The sequence below is a fragment of the Coxiella endosymbiont of Ornithodoros maritimus genome, assembly GCF_907164965.1.
Lineage (GTDB): Bacteria > Pseudomonadota > Gammaproteobacteria > Coxiellales > Coxiellaceae > Coxiella.
In genome coordinates, this window is sequence record NZ_CAJRAM010000074.1 from 1 (window position 1) to 16,400 (window position 16,400).

Genomic DNA, 16,400 nt, shown 5'->3' on the forward strand with positions numbered 1-16,400 from the left:
ATAATCAATTGCTTCAATTAAAACAAACCTTTCCATTAATTCCGCCTGCTCAGAAGATAAATTCATCGCTTTCCTTCGTGTACGGAGAGTGTGAAGCAGTAATTATTTATTTTAAGAATTCCTTAATAATTAATCTCTATAATGACCCCGAAACCAAAAATAAAAGAGGTATTTTATGTCTTCCGATAGAAACAGCGATTCAGAAATTTTGTTGCCTATTCCGGGATTAGAATTTATTGAAACTACTCCTCTCATCGAGAGTCGTAAGGTTGCTACCTCTTAATCACTTTTACAGTTTTTTAAGGAAACTATCCCTGCCCGCTTCTTTGATCCAATCGCTTTTTAGTAACATATTTTTCCTTATACAATTTTTGAAATTAATTGAATTAGAGAATCCGGTTATTGAAGGCGTTGCCATTTTAATGTTCGCGCTCGGTACAACAGGTTCTTTTATTTCAACCGTATCTCCTCACGTCACGAAGAAAAGCCACAGTCCCCACCCAAGAATTAACCAATTTCTTAGTGATTGCCTCTATATTTTTAACTTTGAAATTAGATTGCAAGAGGAAGTTAATCAAAGCAAAGAAATTTGATTTTATTTTAATGATGATCAATTAAAAGAAGATTTTAAAAAAGAAATCACTGACATTAATGAGTTACGTAAAACTTTAAAAACCCTTGTTAATAGGGAATACCCTAACCATAAGCTTGCATTTATAACTTAAGATGAGTTAGAGGCTTGTAATAATGACCTTCAAACGCAACAACAACGAATCTATTATTGTATTGGAAAAAACAACCAGAAAATACAAATCTCACTCATGTATTCATCGACATTCATTCCCACATGGAAGGTATGCTCGGGGGGGTGTGTGGCCAAGGGCAATAATTTTCAGACACCTACAAGCTATTCTACCTTTTATGAGCTATGTTTTATCGGTGAATCACGTTCTGCAGAAACTTATTGGCGGGGAAGAAGACATGTCTTTACCTCGTTATATTCCTATGCAGGTTTTCGCCACCACCATTGCTCTTTCTAAACTCTCAATTACCCGGGAACGTAAATTCAAAAGGGGAGAAAAATGGTGGCCGGAACTTTATTTGCGAGTAAAGCTGGGAAAATCATCGATTTCTGAAATATTAAAGATCTGCTTGACAACTCCGCATAATTTGCTGGCATTTTGTACTCACACCGCTTCTATTTTTTTCTTTTTGCAAAAAGGTGCTATTGATCAAATATTAAAAATAACCTGCCGAATTTCAACGGCCTGTAAACATGACTTTAATGCACTCAGCCCTCCTCCTTTAAGTGGATGGAAACTGCTGGTGGCTTATTTTTTAACGGCTGCGTCCACCGTCACCCTAATCTTCACGCAAATAATCACAGACATCGATTGTTATTTACGAAATCAGAATGTAGCCAGTGGGTTTCGCAAAAAGGTCATCCATTTTTTCAATGGCTATGTAGACGAGGTCAAAATCAAGAAACTAACCCCACATCTCGCCTTGAGAATCTCCCATTAGACTCAAGGAGCCCTACTCAGCAGCATTTTAAGATCTGGGTAGCCGTTATTGCTGCCAATACGCTCGAAAGTTGCCAACAAGGGCTGGGTATTTTTACTTCCATGTTATCTTTTCTCACGCACGTCACCCAGCAGAGTCCTAATGCTGTCCCTTACAACCCGTTGCAGCCATTTTTGCCGTTGGGGCCAGTTTGAGCTATTTGGGTGGCTTCACAGGCAAGCTAAAGACTTCCTCACTAAAACGGCAGAGACGGTCAATCAAATTAAGGGCTATTTATCTCTTTCTATTTTCTCGTACCCGTCCTCTCGTGACTCTCATGAAGAAGCGGTCGTTTCTAATGAAGAGCCTATTAATTATCTTACTGTTTAGAGTTATCCAATCTATCGCTCACGCAGCCGCAGACGCAGCGCACTACGTGCGCTGCGCGCTAAAGGTGCACCTGGACTCCCGCCTACGCGGCGGGATCACCAAATTTAAAATGCAAATCGCTGGACTTGCAGGTAACCATATGAAAAAAAGGTGAGTTCATGCTAGCATCATCGTTAAAAATAACTAAAATGAGATTGCTCTTTTTATCCATAGAGGATTAGTCCAATGCCAATTTACGAATATCAATGCGAAAAATGCGGCCAGCAAACGGAGGCTATTCAAAAAATTAATGACTCGCCAGCGACTGACTGCCCGACCTGTCGTGAGCCTGCCTTGAAACGTCTCATCTCTCCGGCTGGTTTCAAATTGCAGGGCACCGGGTGGTATTTAACGGATTTTCGTGATAAAGGTAATAAACCGAAACCCGAGACGACTTCGAAGCCTGAAAAAGTAAGGGAAATAAAAAAGAGGTCGCCACGAAAGACCAAGAAAGCGAATAAAAACTAAAGATAGATATTTTATCCGGCGTTACCTTATCGCTGGTCTGCTCGTTTGGCTGCCGATTTGGGTGACGTTTATTGTTATTCGCTTTCTTGTTGATCTTCTCGATGGGACGCTGAAACTGCTGCCGTATCACTATCGACTCGAACAACTGTTTGGTCATAAAATACCCGGCGTGGGATTAGTTTTCACAATCATCATTATTTTTCTGACCGGTCTTTTGGTTACCAATTTTGTGGGCTGTTACCTAATCGGTTGGTGGGAACGCATCCCCGCTCGTATCCCTCTTGTGCGTAGCATCTATACCGCTGTTAAACAAGTTACCTATGCCTTTTCAACCCCAAGGAATCGTTTCGTAAGGTTGTTCTTATTGAATATCCCCGCAAAGGATTTAGGAGTATTGCTTTTGTGACTTCCAATAATTTCCAAAGCCTCCCTTCGAAGACGACGCCTTAGCGGTATTTGTGTCCACCACCCCTAATCCGACCTCGGGTTTTCTTATGATCACCCCGAAAAAAATGTCATCGACCTCCCGGTCACGATTGAAGAAGCTTTCAGGATGATCATCTCGCTTTGGGTAGTAACCCCAACAACCAAATCGCCGGTGCGCTAGCTTTTTCTAAACCCTGTATTACCTCAAAATGAAAAAAGCCTATCATCGAGCAATGAAAAAAGTACTCTATCATCTATATCGAGCCTGTTTAAAAAAGATTCTAGAAAATTAGGGGTTAATTTAATCACAGCAAGCGTTGCGGGTGGCTTCATTAGCCACTGGACAGACACGACATCTGATCGTCATGTTATCATTTGGAGGGATTTTGATTACCGGTTTAATATTCATGTTCTTTGGATTGTATAAAGGAGGTCCAGATTGATGCTTTCGACAATTGTTTTATTATTTATTGTTGGGATAATAACTCTTTTTTCAGCCTTCGCCGGATATGGTATCACTACCGGCGAAAACGAAGACGCTAGAAAAAATAAATAAAAATCAAATAGTTAATATCTTCCGGGAAGCCAAATTCGGTCTTATCTACCTGCTTTTTAACGAAGCCCCTTCTTCTCGATGAAAACTATGGCGGTAAAAATGACGCAGTCCTATCTGCTACAATAAAGTCATTGCCAAGAATTGCCCTATCCAAAAAGGGAAGTACCATGGAAAGCTCACCTCAATCGAATCATCGTGTTGCTATTAGCGATCTCCTTTACGAGGCCTAGGATTTAGTCAGTGGAAGCAAATGGTCGATTTGGGCCATTGCTATTTTCATCGGCATCACCTCTTTAATTACTCAAATAATCGTCCGTCTGTTCCACATTGATCCAGAAATGCTCTCCGTTTAAAGCATTGTGATTGCCCCTTCTTTACCGGGACGGTGATGACAGCCATTAGCCGGGCCCGGGGCGAAGCGGTCAAGCCCTCGCAGCGGCTATCAGCATTTTCGTAAAACCCTCCCGGTAATGCTGGGAATGCTACTGATCACTTTTTCGCCACTATTGTGAATTATATCGTCCATTTGCCGCCTATCGCGACCGCTGTAGGTCATTATGGGGTGTGGTTAATATTCTCGGAAGTATCGTGGCGATTTTCGTGTATCTGTTTACTATTCTCACCATCCCTTTGATCGTTGATAAAAACAACACCCCGTGGGTCGGATTGATCGCTTCTTTCCGTCTGGTTAAACCGTATTGGTTTAAAGTGTTTATGCTTATTCTCATTATTCACGTTTTTTCATCGTTGCAACCATTGCCTTGATTGTCGGCAGCATGATCCACCCCTATGCGTGATTATTGGGCGCGGGGATTTTCATCTTTATTTTAGTGTGGCTTTTGCCGTATATTTTCTTAATCCAAGGGATCCTATATCACAAGCTATTTGATTAACATGGTAAAATTCGTTGCTGACTACCTTGTGCTTCTAAAGTTTGGTTCTTAATTATCTCCCCAAAATAAAGTTATGGACGTTCTCCGTGAATTTTCGTTCTTCTTTGAAGGTATTTACGAAAGAGCGGTCTCTCCCTTTTCATCCTCCGAGCTATCATCTCCTTGCGTTTCATATTCTTTTGGAATCGCTAAAAGATCTTCATTTAGGAAAGCAGTTTGGTCATTTTTTCATCGGAAAAACTTTTTGACGGAGTACTAGTGATTGGTCCACTCTTTTTTCTTTCTTATTTAGGGTCGAGGACATAGGTTTTATTTGTTTATTTGTTTATTTGTTTATTTGTTTATTTTATTCTTAGATTTAGCTTTTTCTTCTTGCTTTCGTTTCTGAACCTTCTCCCATGCCATACGACTCTGTGTTTTTTTAGAGAGTCTTTTTGATGAATTTTTCCTTAGACCTTTTTTAATTTTAGGCGCTAGTAGCGTAGGACTTATAATAATAATAAAAACATAATAATAAAAACGGATAGTGGGTTAGCTTGACATTCAACTATTTTCTCAGATTTCTGAATGGTTTCAGGCACAAGTTGGATTTTTTCTTCGGTTTCGGTAAGTTATTCTCGTTAGAATAAATCCAAATCCGCTTTTGTTTAGGGTCGAAATAGGGGTACAAATCATTAGAGAACATACTTACCCCTTAAATTTTACTGATTTGTGTGAATAGCGTTTGCGATGCATTATCTATAAAAAGATGGAATCCCTAAGAATCTTTCCCCTGAATTCTACCTTCCTTATTTAACTTAATTTTGGTGATTTTATTAAATGATTCTAACAGCCATTTTTTTCATTTCCGCGTCTGGAAATCTGTATCCACTCGCCGAGCCATTACATAAATTTCGGATTTTGATTAAGTCCATCGGTAGTTGACCAAGTTGCGGTCACATCCGAAGACGGCCCTCCCTGTTTAATCACCTCCAAAATGGCAGTTCGAGGAGGCCCTTCTCTAAAAGCCATTTCAACACAATGATTGTAAAAGCGCTCATACTAGTTGTAATAAAATTTTTGACTACCTAACTCTTCTTTTTCCTCAAGGTCAGACGATTTTCCTTGAGCGGCGTAGAATTGTTTTATAACAACCTCAAAAAGACGTCGCGCGATGTTAGTCTCGCCACAATTGATAAAATATTCACACTGTTTTATAAGAAAATCGTAGGAAATTTATTTTCGTCTGCTCCTAGTAAAATAAAAATAAAATCTAAAAATTTCGCTAAGCTTTCTGTATAAATTCTCCGCTCGGGTGCATTTAAATCATATTGACAGAAGATAGGAAAAAACACTCGCGATCTTCCACATCAAAGCGCGTTTTAAAAAACGCACTGATAATTTTTTTAAACCACCGGTCTTCGGCTTTCCAGAAAAAAAGAGACCAGAGCAATAAGGGTGTAGATAGGGTAAAGTAAGTTTTTGCAATCGCCGTCATCTACGGTTGTTTTTTCGAGTTCTACCAAATTTTCTTGGATAAATCCAAACAAAGCTTTTATCATCCCCTTAATTTCCTCAAGAAGAAAACTATACCTTTTCCATAAGTGGCCACCTCCCTTTACGTTATTTATTATATTTTCAGACACCTCTTTCTTTCGATCTATTTCGGCACGGTATAAATTTCCCAAAGAGTTAAATAAAAGCGCTAAATAAATGTTCTCAGTTTCTTTTTTATTAAAAATCAGAGGCAAATTTAGGTTTTTACCCATCCCGATAAATTCCACCATACGCTATAATTTTTCATTTTGAAGGGGACACTCTTTGATTCGATGGGCTACTTTTCGAATCATCTTTTCAGAAAGGAATATTTCTAGACGCACTGTCCCCATCAATGGGTATTTCCAGATAAATTCATATCGGAAGTTAAATGATTTAACATTAGAGACAAAATATATTCTGGATCAAGCTGCGGCCGCTGTTTAATATCTTCGTCCGTTAATCACCGTACTCTCGAAGTCAGGAAAACAAAATAAGCGGATAAGAATAACGGTTGTCCGACGAAACAACAGCATTCAACACCGTGGAATCCAAAATTATCGGGTATTTATTATTGATTCGATCAATAATATTTTTTATTTCCTCCTCTTTCAGATTCATCAAAATAAGTCTTGGAAGAGGAATAGGGGTTTTATCCGATTTTCCATCTTTAACAAAATCTATCGAATACTCCATCATGGTTTGGATTTCTTTAGTAGCTAAGAGTCCTTCCGGCCCAACCATCGTTTTTTCTTCCTGATTCTTTTCTTCAGGCGCTGAATAAAAACGCCTAAAAAATCAAAATACCGGAGGGCAATCACTTCAATCGGCAATCGACCAGGAAAATCGATGCAAACGTTCCTTAACCAGCGAACAAATTCAAAACATATTTCGACGCTTTTAAGCTTAGCAAAGGCTTTAAACTTCTCCCCTTCACATTTTTGTTAACTCTCCCGTCTCCATTCTAAAAGGAAAGAAAAAGTCTTATTTATATCGTTCATTTCTCGAGAATCTCTACTCATTTATTTCTCTTTTTTCTACTATTGGATTGCCAAGGATTAAAAGTATACTGCCGAATTATTAACGAAATCTGATACCCTGGAAAAACCCTCACTTGATCCGCTCAACAACTCTCGTTACTATTCAAAGCTATTTCTCACTCATCGAGAAAGGTATGCGCACACATTACGCTGATAAAGTCGATTCTTCATTAATTGGTCAAACCATTACGCTCTGTGGTTGGGTCCACCGACGGCGAGACCATGGCGGTTTAATTTTCATTGACTTACGCGATAGGCAAGATTTCGTTCAAGTCGTCTGTAATCCAACGGAGTCGACTGTTTTTAAGGTTACCGAAAGCTTGCGAAATGAATACGTTATCAAAGTGACTGGGAAGGTGCGCAAGCGTCCCGACGGGACCGTCAATCCTCGTATCCCCTCAGGTGAAGTAGAAATAGCGGCCTTTGATATTACGCTTCTAAATAAATCGAAACCGTTGCCTTTCAAGATCGATGAATATCAAGAAGTTAGCGAAGAAGTGCGTCTCAAGTTTCGTTATTTGGATTTGCGGCGTCCGGAGGTGGCTCAGCGTCTTAAAATGAGATCTTATATAATTCGCGAAATACGTCGCTTTTTGGACGAACGCGGGTTCCTCGATATTGAAACACCCATGTTAACGAAGTCCACGCCCGAAGGCGCACGCGATTATTTGGTTCCCAGCCGCACTCATCCTGGCCAATTTTTTGCTTTACCGCAATCGCCGCAAATTTTTAAAGAAATCCTCATGGCGGCTGGTTTTGACCGTTATTATCAAATTGTGCGCTGTTTTCGCGATGAAGATTTACGCGCTGATCGCCAGCCTGAATTTACTCAACTCGACTTGGAAATGTCCTTTGTCGAAGAGAAAGATATTCAGCAATTAATAGAAACCATGATCCGTCATTTGTTTTCCACTTTTTTAAATGTGCAATTACCCGACCCGTTTTCTCGAATCACTTATGCCGAAGCAATAAAAACCTATGGTACTGACCGTCCCGATCTTCGCAACCCACTAACGCTAGTGGACGTCACTGATTTAATGAAGTCGGTTGAATTTAAAGTCTTCAAAGAACCCGCTAATAATCCGCATGGCCGCATTGCGGTTCTGCGGTTTCCGAAGGGCGCTGCATTAAGCCGAAAGACGATCGATGATTATACTCAATTTCTTGGAATTTATGGCGCGAAAGGCCTTGCTTATATTAAGGTCGAAAATATTGATAATGGGATGGAGGGATTGCATTCGCCGATTTTAAAATTCTTACCCGAAAACGTGATCGTTGCAATACTCAAACGCACGAAAGCGCAAAGTGGCGATATTTTATTTTTTGGGGCCGATAAGGCAAAAATTGTCAACGAATCGTTGGGAGCGCTCCGTGATCGTCTCTGTGCCGATCTCAATTTGTATGAAGGGCAATGGAAACCGGTATGGGTAGTAGATTTCCCGATGTTTGACCGCGAAGATGTTGGCGATTGGCAGGCGCTGCATCATCCCTTTACCGCTTTGCAAGAGACCGACCCTGAAAAAGTAATAGCCAACCCAGGGGATGCTTTGTCTCGCGCTTATGACATGGTATTAAACGGCAGCGAAATTGGCGGGGGGTCGATTCGTATTAATGATATTGGTATGCAATACGCTGTTTTGAAGGTACTCGGCATTTCAAAAGAAATGGCTGAAGCGCAATTTGGCCACTTGTTAACGGCGCTGCAATTTGGCAGTCCACCGCTCGGCGGTATTGCCTTCGGACTGGATCGGCTAGTCGCCATTATGACCGGCGCTTCTTCCATCCGTGATGTGATTGCTTTCCCCAAAACACAAACAGCGCAATGCCCCTTAACTAATGCGCCCGCGCAGGTTGAAACTCTCCAGTTGGAGACGTTGGGATTGAAGGTAAGTAAGCATCGGAAATAAAAATAGGTACCACAATGGCCGGACACAGCAAATGGGCGAACATTAAACACATTAAAGCACGCCAAGATGCCAAGCGTGGCAAAGTATTCACCAAATTAATTCGTGAAATTACCGTAGCGGCGCGCCTTGGCGGAGAGTATATCGATTCCAACCCGCGTCTACGTGGCGCCGTCGACAAAGCTTTCGCCGCCAACATGCCAAAAGACACCATTACACGCGCAATTAAACGCGGTGCGGGCAGCGGGGCTGGCGATAATTTAGTGGAAGTCCGCTACGAAGGTTATGGACCTGGTGGCGTGGCCGTGATGCTGGACTGTTTAACTGATAACAAGAACCGCACCGTGTCCGACGTGCGTCATGCGTTTAGCAAATGCGGTGGCAACTTGAGCACAGAAGGTTCTGTCGCTTATCTTTTCAAACAACGCGGCCTGATCACTTTCCTGCCCGACAGCGATGAGGAAAAAATCATGGAGCTTGCATTGGATGCGGGTGCCGAAGATGTCACGGCCAATGATGATGGCAGCATCGATCTCACCACAACACCGGAACATTTCGACGCTGTACATCAAGCGATGAAAGCTGCCGATCTCTCACCTGCTCATGCTGAAATCACCCTGCTTGCTTCAATGGAAGTGAAATTGGATAAAGACAATGCCGAACGAATGCTACGCTTGACCGAGATGTTAGAAGATTTAGACGACGTTCAAAATATTTATTCTAACGCGGATTTGGGTTGACGAATCGCGACGTATTTGCAATACTCTGTATTGCAATCGAGGAATTTTAATATATGGCAAGATCAATGATCACCAGCATTCGACTGCCGCCTGCGTTAAAAGATCAACTTGACCGAGCGGCTTCAGTGCTTCATAGAGGTAAAAATTGGATTATTGTCCAAGCTTTGCAAGATTATCTTGGCAAGGTTGACGATCGTTTTTTGGTTAAAGAGGCACGACGACAGTCTATTATGGCGAGCCAAGGTTACAGCAATGAAGAACGAGATTGGGAAAATAATCTCGATTTACGTGATTGGGAAGATTAATGAAGCGAGGCAATATTGTTATTTGTGTGGTTAATAAAGACTATGGGAAACCCCGACCAGCACTTATTATTCAATCCGATCTATTTAATCCAACTCATGGGAGTGTGGTTATTTGCCCCATTACTTCTGCTTGCATCGACGCTTCCTTATTTCGCATTACGCTTGAGCCTAATAAACAAAATGGAATAAAAAAACTATCGCAAATTATGATTGACAAGATGTCAGCTATCCAAAAAACAAAAATTCGCGAGAAAATTGGTTCTTTAGCAAAGTCTGAAACGGAGTTAATCAATCACGCTATTCGCTTATGGCTTAATCTTTAGAAGACAGCTCGCGGGAAGGGAGCTAACGCTCTGACTACGCCATATCCCCCTATGAAACTTGGACAGCCCTGGGGCTACAAAAAAATGGACAACCCAAGACGAATCATTATTGGTATTGACCCCGGGTCTCGGATAACCGGCTATGGTATCATCTGGTCACAAGGCTCAAAGCAAGGTTGCATTGCCTTTGGTCAGATCAAAACCGACAATGATTCTTTGAATTTCCGCCTCCATAAAATCGAACGAGAATTACGCGACGTTATTCTAATTCACCGCCCCTACGAAGCCGCTATCGAACAAGTGTTCACCTTTCAGAATCACCAATCTGCTTTAAAACTTGGACAAGCACGCGGTGCTGCCCTCGTCGCAACAGCAGCTTGCGCTTTGCCCGTCGCCGAATACAGCGCTCGCCAAATTAAACAAGCGGTCGTCGGTTACGGCGCCGCTACCAAAGCCCAAGTTCAACACATGGTCCACTTACTGTTACAATTAGAAAAAGCACCACTGCCAGACGCCGCAGACGCTTTAGCGGTTGCGTTATGTCATGCAACCAGTAGTCGTCTGTCCGAAAAATTAACGCAAGCCAAAGGAACACCAACATGATCGGCCATTTGCGGGGAATCATTGTAAAAAAACAACCCCCTTATTTGTTGTTAGAAGTCGCCGGCGTCGGTTACGAAATCACCGCTCCTTTGTCAACTTTTTACAACTTACCGGAGCCCCAAGAAGAAATTCTGCTTCATACTCATTTGATCGTTCGCGAAGATGCTCACACGCTGTATGGCTTTCTTAACGACCACGAGCGGCGACTTTTTCGCGCCCTGATCAAAGTCAACGGAGTTGGACCGAAACTGGCTTTAGCTATTTTATCAGGCATCGGACCAGACGAATTTGTCCACTGCGTTCTGAATCAAAACATCGACCAACTCGTACGCATCCCCGGCGTGGGGCGAAAAACCGCCGAACTCTTAGTCATCGAAACAAAAGACGGATTAAACCGCTGGCACACCAACGATACGCCTTTACCAGAAGGACCACGCTCATCCAATACCCAACCGACCAAAGACGCCATCAGCGCCTTAATGGCCCTCGGTTACAAACCCAAAGAAGCCAAACGCGCCGTCGACGCAATCCAAAAACCAGACCTTTCAGCGGAAACGTTGATTCGGTTGGCGTTAAAACAAATGGTGTTAGGCACTTAATTTTATCCAACGACAATTTTCATGAATATACTGCTAATAAAATTTTAAGGTCAGCCGGATACAATAGAGAATATTTAAAATAACCTAAGAGTAAAAAATATGCCTATTACCAGCTTAAAATTTTCACGAAACTGGAGCATGCAATTCCCGGAGGGACTTAAGCTTTCTGAGACAGTAATATGCCCCATTTCCTTTTTATCAGAATTGGAGCTTCGAAAAGAATCCGAAACAAAGAAAACTTGGTTCTTTCAATTATGGGCACTATGGACCGAACTCAAAAAATTAAGTTGGAAATTTGGCCTTTTGAGGAATATGCAGCGGATCCTTTGTGGAACCACTCTTTAGATGGTCTTTCAGCTATTCTACAAGAGTTAAAAGAACTCAATCAATCCATCTCACTTTCCATTATTTTCATGGGAGAAACACTCAATATTGATGATCTTTCTGACGATCTTGTGATGAGTCGAAAGATTCGCCTTAGGCAGCTTTTGAACCTACCCCTATCCAAAATAGTATAGGAAATTTCGATAAAATCAACAGAGAAGCCTACGTTGTTTTTTAAGAAACTGCTTACCAACTGCCCCAACGTACTTTCCAGATTAGTAATCCGTCAAATCGTTTTATGATCCTAAAGATCTCATTAATACAGCAGCCCGACGCCATGGCGAGTTAGTGAATCTCGATATAGTTGATGAAATTATTCAAAAATTAAAGGAAAATATCTCAGCCTATATCTACCGAGCTCTTCTGAAAAAGAACACAAAGTAACTCAAGGCGAAATAAACGTATTAAAAAAGCTCAAAATTCAATTAAAACTAGAGAAAAACTTAAAAATCAAAGATGAAGTGATTAAAAGAATAGAAAAAGCAACACTAAATTCGGGCTTAGGCGAACTTAAAATTGCCGAGTTTATCGAAATCACACCTTCTTCTATCTCTGATGAAAACATACATTATTTAAGCCGCGAATTTAAAGCAAGAGGACCATACCAAAAATCCAAGGCAAAAACGTCCGCCGAATCATTCAACAATGAACAAATAATAAAATTTCCCTTGAATTACAACAACAACTTTATGAAAGCTATACAGCCGTTATATATAACAAATCCCCTTTCTACCTCGATCAATTAACGCAACGGCACAATGAAGTACTTCAAGAGGTTTCCTCTCATCAGAAATTTCTCCACCTGCCGAGGAAAAAGCAAAGACCAAGAGCGCTCCAGTAATAGAATTAGACTGGAAGCGGATAAAAATGATGCCTCTACTCAATGCTATTACGCCCTTTTGGTACTCAACAATTAAAAAATACAATTTAATCGGAAACCACCGGCGAAGAAAAAGTTGCCACGTTAAAAAAATTGTCTGAATTACTCAAGCGGGTCATTTCAGATGAGGGGGGGCGATTGAACTCGAAATCACCCAGCAAGAGGCCGGAAATTGAAAGGAAGAAAAAGAGTCTGCGCCTATCGAGCATAAAAGTTCTGAACAACACCTTGTTTATGCGGCTCAGGAGCAGCTTCACAAATTAGAAGAACGAACAGAGTTCCTTGAGATACACGTACGCCTAGACGATACGATATAGAGGTCTCTTCACTTTCGCCTTCTGAAAGAAATTCTCCTAATCCCAGCTCATTTTTTCTACCTATAGGGTTACAGACCTAGAAGAAAAACAAAAAGACCCCTCTTCCCGAAATAGCAATTAAGGTCCGGGTTTATGGATGCCGGATCTGGTGGTCCCTTCGAGAAATGATGTTAAAATGTTGCGAATGAAATCACGACTCGGCTCTCCATAATCCACTGAGGAGTTTTCAAATGGATGAAAAAACAGAAACCCGTCTCATTGATGCTACAGCGCAGTCCAACGAACCGGACCTTGAAGGCTCCATCCGGCCAAAACGGCTTTCTGATTATATTGGACAAGCGGCAGTTCGTGAGCAAATGGATATTTTTATTCGTGCAGCGACCAACCGCCGTGAAGCTTTGGACCATGTATTAATTTTCGGGCCTCCTGGATTGGGTAAAACGACGTTAGCCCACATTATTGCGCACGAAATGCAGGCGGGATTGAAGCAAACGTCGGGGCCCGTATTGGAAAAAGCCGGTGATTTAGCGGCATTGCTGACGAATTTAGAGCCGTATGATGTTTTATTTATTGATGAAATTCATCGTATAAATCCCGCCATTGAAGAAGTGCTCTATCCGGCGCTTGAAGATTTTAAGTTAGACATTATTATCGGCGAAGGCCCTTCGGCGCGTTCAATTAAATTGGATTTGCCGCCGTTTACCTTAGTTGGCGCTACCACTCGCGCCGGCTTATTAACATCGCCTTTGCGTGATCGGTTTGGGATTGTGCAACGATTGGAGTTTTATCCCATTCCAGATCTTACTCACATCGTCAAACGAGCCGCGCATATTTTGAATGTCGTTATTGATGAAAACGGTGCGGGTGAAATCGCCCACCGATCTCGCGGCACACCGCGTATCGCCAATCGTCTTCTTCGCCGCGTTCGTGATTTCGCTGAAGTGCGCGCAAACGGAATGATTAATGAATCAATCGCCAAAAAAGCGTTGGATTTATTAAATGTGGATATCCGTGGTTTGGACGTTATGGATCGAAAATTATTAGAGATCATCATTAAAAAATTTCAGGGCGGACCGGCAGGTATTGAAAGTCTTGCAGCCGCTATTAGTGAAGAACGCGGCACCATTGAAGATGTCATCGAACCCTATTTAATTCAGGAAGGTTTTATCCTTCGCACCCCGCGCGGGCGCATCGCCACCGAACTAACGTATCAACACTTCAAACTTCCCCTTCCCGCTCAACCCACCTTACAAGAAAGCTTCGATTTGTTAGGAAAGGTTGAATAGAAAGGAGCGTTAATTCGTTAGAACGATAGATAATCCATCAAGTTAAAAAATCTTTCAACCCAAGGCAAATAATATCTTTTGTCAATCTAACTTTTTTATCGCCCGGATAAATGACTGTTAAATTTTTCAACGATAAATCATCCATAGCTATTTGCATTGATTTGGTTAATGCGGGGGTTTTTGAATATTTAAATTCAAACCCTATTCGCTCAGTTCCCTTTGCGATTAATAAATCTAATTCGACCTTACCGTGTGTTGCCCAAAAATAACAATCTTGAGCATCCACATTAAGATGGCGAATCACTGACTCCAATGCAAATCCTTCCCAGGAGGCGCCAATTTTAGGATTAACTAATAAGGCAGACCGGTCAATGAGGTGCATTAGTGCATGCAAAACCCCAGAATCTCGAAAATAAAGCTTTTTTAATTTTACCTGTCGCTTTCCAATATTGGCGTGTCAGGGCACCAATTGCCTCACGATAAAGGTGCCCGTTAAAATGTCTAAATAATGCTGGGCGGTATGATAAGAAAGATTTAATGAGTTTCTAATTTCGGAAGCATTAAATAATTGGCCATGATAATGGGCTAGCATCATCCAAAATCGGCGCGAATTTTCAACGGGAATAGTGATGCCTAGATTAGGGATATCTTGTTCTAAAAACCTCCTTATATAATCAAGTCGCCACCGAAAACTTTCTTTTTCATTTTTAGCTAAGTAGGAACGTGGGAAGCCGCCTCGCACCCAAAGCTTATTAAGATCAGCATCACTTTCCTCGTAAGAAAAAGGAGTTAATTCAATATAATGAATACGGCCCGCCAATGATTCAGAACTTTGTTGGATTAATTTCCGAGAAGCACTACCCAGAATTAAATAACGGCGCTCGCTATTTTCTTGATCCACTAACATCTTTAAAATCGGAAATAAATCGGGGACACGTTGGATTTCATCGATAACGGCTAGCCCTTGTAGATTTTCTAAAGCCAATAAAGGGTCGCTTAAGCGCAAAAGGTCAGTGGGGTGTTCCAAACAAAATAATTCTCACTTCGACTACCATGACTTTTAAAGTAGTGCCAAGCTAAGGTAGTCTTGCCACATTGCCTCGGTCCGAGTATAGCGACTATCTTAGCAGTTCTAAATCCGGCTTAGATTCTGGAAAGATATGCAGTTCTTCGTATCCTTGAAATTTAGCAATCCGTGTTCTAATTTTTAAGGAGGTATTGGCGGACTGAATTACTTGGCGTACCACTTACAAGGGGTACGTTTGGGGAAGGTGAAGGGAATGAAAACTTATGAGGTTGCTATTACCAAGCAGGCAGAAAGACAGCTTCAAACTTTGCCCGCTTATATTGTCCTTAAGTGGATAGATTTTGTTAAGCATACAGGATTTACGGAAGTTCAAAAGCTGTCTGGCTTTTATGACGAACCTTTAATAAGGAAAAAGGCAAGGCTAACGTTCAATCAGATTGAATAAAGCGTATCGGGTATTTAGCTTATTGATACCAGTGGTCTTGTGCATATAGCTAAAATCGTGGAGGTAAATGAATATTAAGCCGTCTGAAAACAGTCTTACTTTATTAGAAAAAATCTCAAGCGAAAAATTAACGTTGGGTAATTTGTTGTGGTCTATTCGCGAATGTGAAGAAGAGACTCAAGCTACTTTTGCAAAACGGCTGGGGCTGTTGCGCCAATATCTTTGTGACTTTGAACATAATCGCAGAGGCTTGAGTTTAAAAAAAGCGGCGAAATTAGCAAAGAGACTGGATTACCTAGAAGAACAATTTGTTCGATTAGCACTTCAGGACGAAGTGGATCGAGAAGGGCTCCATTTTGATCTGGAAGTTAGGAAGCTGGCTAACAAAAAATTAACTTGATTTTTGTAACAAGAGGGTGCGATTAGAAGTGTAGGTTTTCTATACCACCTTGCGGGCCCAGTGGCTAAGTAACCTAATGAAAAGTGCCCCTCCTTAAAGAGGGCGTTATAATGCGCCAACATAGAGTTTCTATTTTTAAAAAAAGGAGCAGGGCCATGAAAGATATTAAAATACTTGGTGTTGGTATTTATTGCAAAAGGGGTTTTTCAACTGTGTGGGATTGATGAGTGGGGTAAGGTGATCCACACGAGAGGGGTTAGGCGCTCAATATGTGTCCACTGTGGCAAGGCCTTAAGGTGGCTTGTGTGGTTGATAGAAGCGTGTGGAGGCGCGAACCATTGGTATCGGGTTCATGGG

Annotated in this window: 15 protein-coding genes and 7 pseudogenes; 18 read left to right on the plus strand and 4 right to left on the minus strand. The window is 41.5% G+C overall.

Annotated features, from left to right (window positions below; all coding sequences use genetic code 11):
- The first annotated feature begins 175 nt into the window (after positions 1-175).
- The 6 genes and pseudogenes from OWO34_RS06980 to OWO34_RS07005 all read left to right on the plus strand — a co-directional run bounded on the left by OWO34_RS06980 (position 176) and on the right by OWO34_RS07005 (position 4,275).
- Positions 176-1,893 (plus strand): annotated as a pseudogene (locus tag OWO34_RS06980) (Dot/Icm T4SS effector CoxCC11).
- Positions 1,894-2,118: 225 nt separating this feature from the next.
- Positions 2,119-2,393, plus strand: a pseudogene (locus OWO34_RS06985) (FmdB family zinc ribbon protein).
- Positions 2,390-3,007, plus strand: a pseudogene (locus OWO34_RS06990) (DUF502 domain-containing protein). The pseudogenes OWO34_RS06985 and OWO34_RS06990 overlap by 4 nt, the downstream one beginning before the upstream one ends.
- A 184-nt stretch (positions 3,008-3,191) precedes the next feature.
- Positions 3,192-3,269: a hypothetical protein gene (locus tag OWO34_RS06995; protein ID WP_267257037.1), complete on the plus strand. Its 78-nt coding sequence runs from the start codon at positions 3,192-3,194 to the stop codon at positions 3,267-3,269.
- 66 nt (positions 3,270-3,335) lie between these two features.
- Positions 3,336-3,442, plus strand: a pseudogene (locus tag OWO34_RS07000) (hypothetical protein).
- A gap of 80 nt (positions 3,443-3,522) precedes the next feature.
- A pseudogene (locus tag OWO34_RS07005) lies at positions 3,523-4,275 on the plus strand (hypothetical protein).
- Positions 4,276-5,660: 1,385 nt separating this feature from the next.
- On the opposite strand, the gene OWO34_RS07010 reads toward OWO34_RS07005, so the two are convergent.
- Entirely contained in the window at positions 5,661-6,041 is a 381-nt protein-coding gene (locus tag OWO34_RS07010; protein ID WP_267257025.1) for a hypothetical protein, read from the minus strand.
- A 229-nt stretch (positions 6,042-6,270) separates the two neighbouring features.
- Positions 6,271-6,534 carry a hypothetical protein gene (locus OWO34_RS07015; protein WP_267257026.1) on the minus strand — a complete coding sequence of 88 codons (264 nt, stop codon included), beginning with the start codon at positions 6,532-6,534 and terminating at the stop codon, positions 6,271-6,273.
- A 370-nt stretch (positions 6,535-6,904) separates the two neighbouring features.
- Here OWO34_RS07015 and aspS point away from each other — a divergent pair, with 370 nt between their 5' ends.
- The 9 genes from aspS to ruvB all read left to right on the plus strand — a co-directional run bounded on the left by aspS (position 6,905) and on the right by ruvB (position 14,171).
- On the plus strand, positions 6,905-8,737 hold the full coding sequence (gene aspS, locus OWO34_RS07020; RefSeq protein ID WP_267257027.1) for an aspartate--tRNA ligase: 1,833 nt from the start codon (positions 6,905-6,907) through the stop codon (positions 8,735-8,737).
- A 14-nt stretch (positions 8,738-8,751) separates the two neighbouring features.
- The gene (locus OWO34_RS07025; protein WP_267257028.1) at positions 8,752-9,474 is read left to right on the plus strand and encodes a YebC/PmpR family DNA-binding transcriptional regulator; all 723 of its coding nucleotides are present in this window, start codon (positions 8,752-8,754) and stop codon (positions 9,472-9,474) included.
- A 65-nt stretch (positions 9,475-9,539) separates the two neighbouring features.
- On the plus strand, positions 9,540-9,779 hold the full coding sequence (locus OWO34_RS07030) for a CopG family ribbon-helix-helix protein (RefSeq protein ID WP_267257029.1): 240 nt from the start codon (positions 9,540-9,542) through the stop codon (positions 9,777-9,779).
- The gene (locus tag OWO34_RS07035) at positions 9,779-10,102 is read left to right on the plus strand and encodes a type II toxin-antitoxin system PemK/MazF family toxin (protein ID WP_267257030.1); all 324 of its coding nucleotides are present in this window, start codon (positions 9,779-9,781) and stop codon (positions 10,100-10,102) included. Before OWO34_RS07030 ends, OWO34_RS07035 begins: the two co-directional genes overlap by 1 nt.
- Before the next feature lie 84 nt (positions 10,103-10,186).
- On the plus strand, positions 10,187-10,705 hold the full coding sequence (ruvC, locus tag OWO34_RS07040) for a crossover junction endodeoxyribonuclease RuvC (RefSeq protein ID WP_267257031.1): 519 nt from the start codon (positions 10,187-10,189) through the stop codon (positions 10,703-10,705).
- Positions 10,702-11,304, plus strand: a complete 603-nt coding sequence (ruvA, locus tag OWO34_RS07045; RefSeq protein WP_267257032.1) for a Holliday junction branch migration protein RuvA — start codon at positions 10,702-10,704, stop codon at positions 11,302-11,304. The genes ruvC and ruvA overlap by 4 nt, the downstream gene beginning before the upstream one ends.
- 287 nt (positions 11,305-11,591) lie before the next feature.
- Complete coding sequence (locus tag OWO34_RS09555; RefSeq protein ID WP_323808276.1) at positions 11,592-11,822, plus strand: hypothetical protein; 231 nt, start codon at positions 11,592-11,594, stop codon at positions 11,820-11,822.
- A 327-nt stretch (positions 11,823-12,149) separates the two neighbouring features.
- The gene (locus OWO34_RS09560; protein WP_323808277.1) at positions 12,150-12,434 is read left to right on the plus strand and encodes a hypothetical protein; all 285 of its coding nucleotides are present in this window, start codon (positions 12,150-12,152) and stop codon (positions 12,432-12,434) included.
- A 681-nt stretch (positions 12,435-13,115) separates the two neighbouring features.
- Complete coding sequence (gene ruvB, locus OWO34_RS07055; RefSeq protein WP_267257033.1) at positions 13,116-14,171, plus strand: Holliday junction branch migration DNA helicase RuvB; 1,056 nt, start codon at positions 13,116-13,118, stop codon at positions 14,169-14,171.
- Between the two features lie 37 nt (positions 14,172-14,208).
- On the opposite strand, the pseudogene OWO34_RS09875 reads toward ruvB, so the two are convergent.
- A pseudogene (locus OWO34_RS09875) lies at positions 14,209-15,198 on the minus strand (ATP-binding protein).
- Positions 15,168-15,293, minus strand: coding sequence for an AAA family ATPase (locus OWO34_RS09880; protein WP_407647529.1), 126 nt, complete (start codon positions 15,291-15,293; stop codon positions 15,168-15,170). Before OWO34_RS09880 ends, OWO34_RS09875 begins: the two are co-directional and overlap by 31 nt.
- Positions 15,294-15,451: 158 nt before the next feature.
- On the opposite strand from OWO34_RS09880, the gene OWO34_RS07070 reads away from it, so the two are divergent.
- The 3 genes and pseudogenes from OWO34_RS07070 to OWO34_RS07080 all read left to right on the plus strand — a co-directional run.
- A complete protein-coding gene (locus OWO34_RS07070; protein WP_267257035.1) occupies positions 15,452-15,643 on the plus strand; it encodes a hypothetical protein in 192 nt (63 codons plus the stop codon).
- 67 nt (positions 15,644-15,710) lie between these two features.
- Positions 15,711-16,043 (plus strand): helix-turn-helix domain-containing protein, encoded by a 333-nt coding sequence (locus tag OWO34_RS07075; RefSeq protein ID WP_267257036.1) that lies wholly within the window; start codon positions 15,711-15,713, stop codon positions 16,041-16,043.
- A gap of 155 nt (positions 16,044-16,198) precedes the next feature.
- A pseudogene (locus tag OWO34_RS07080) lies at positions 16,199-16,400 on the plus strand (IS110 family transposase); the annotation flags it as partial.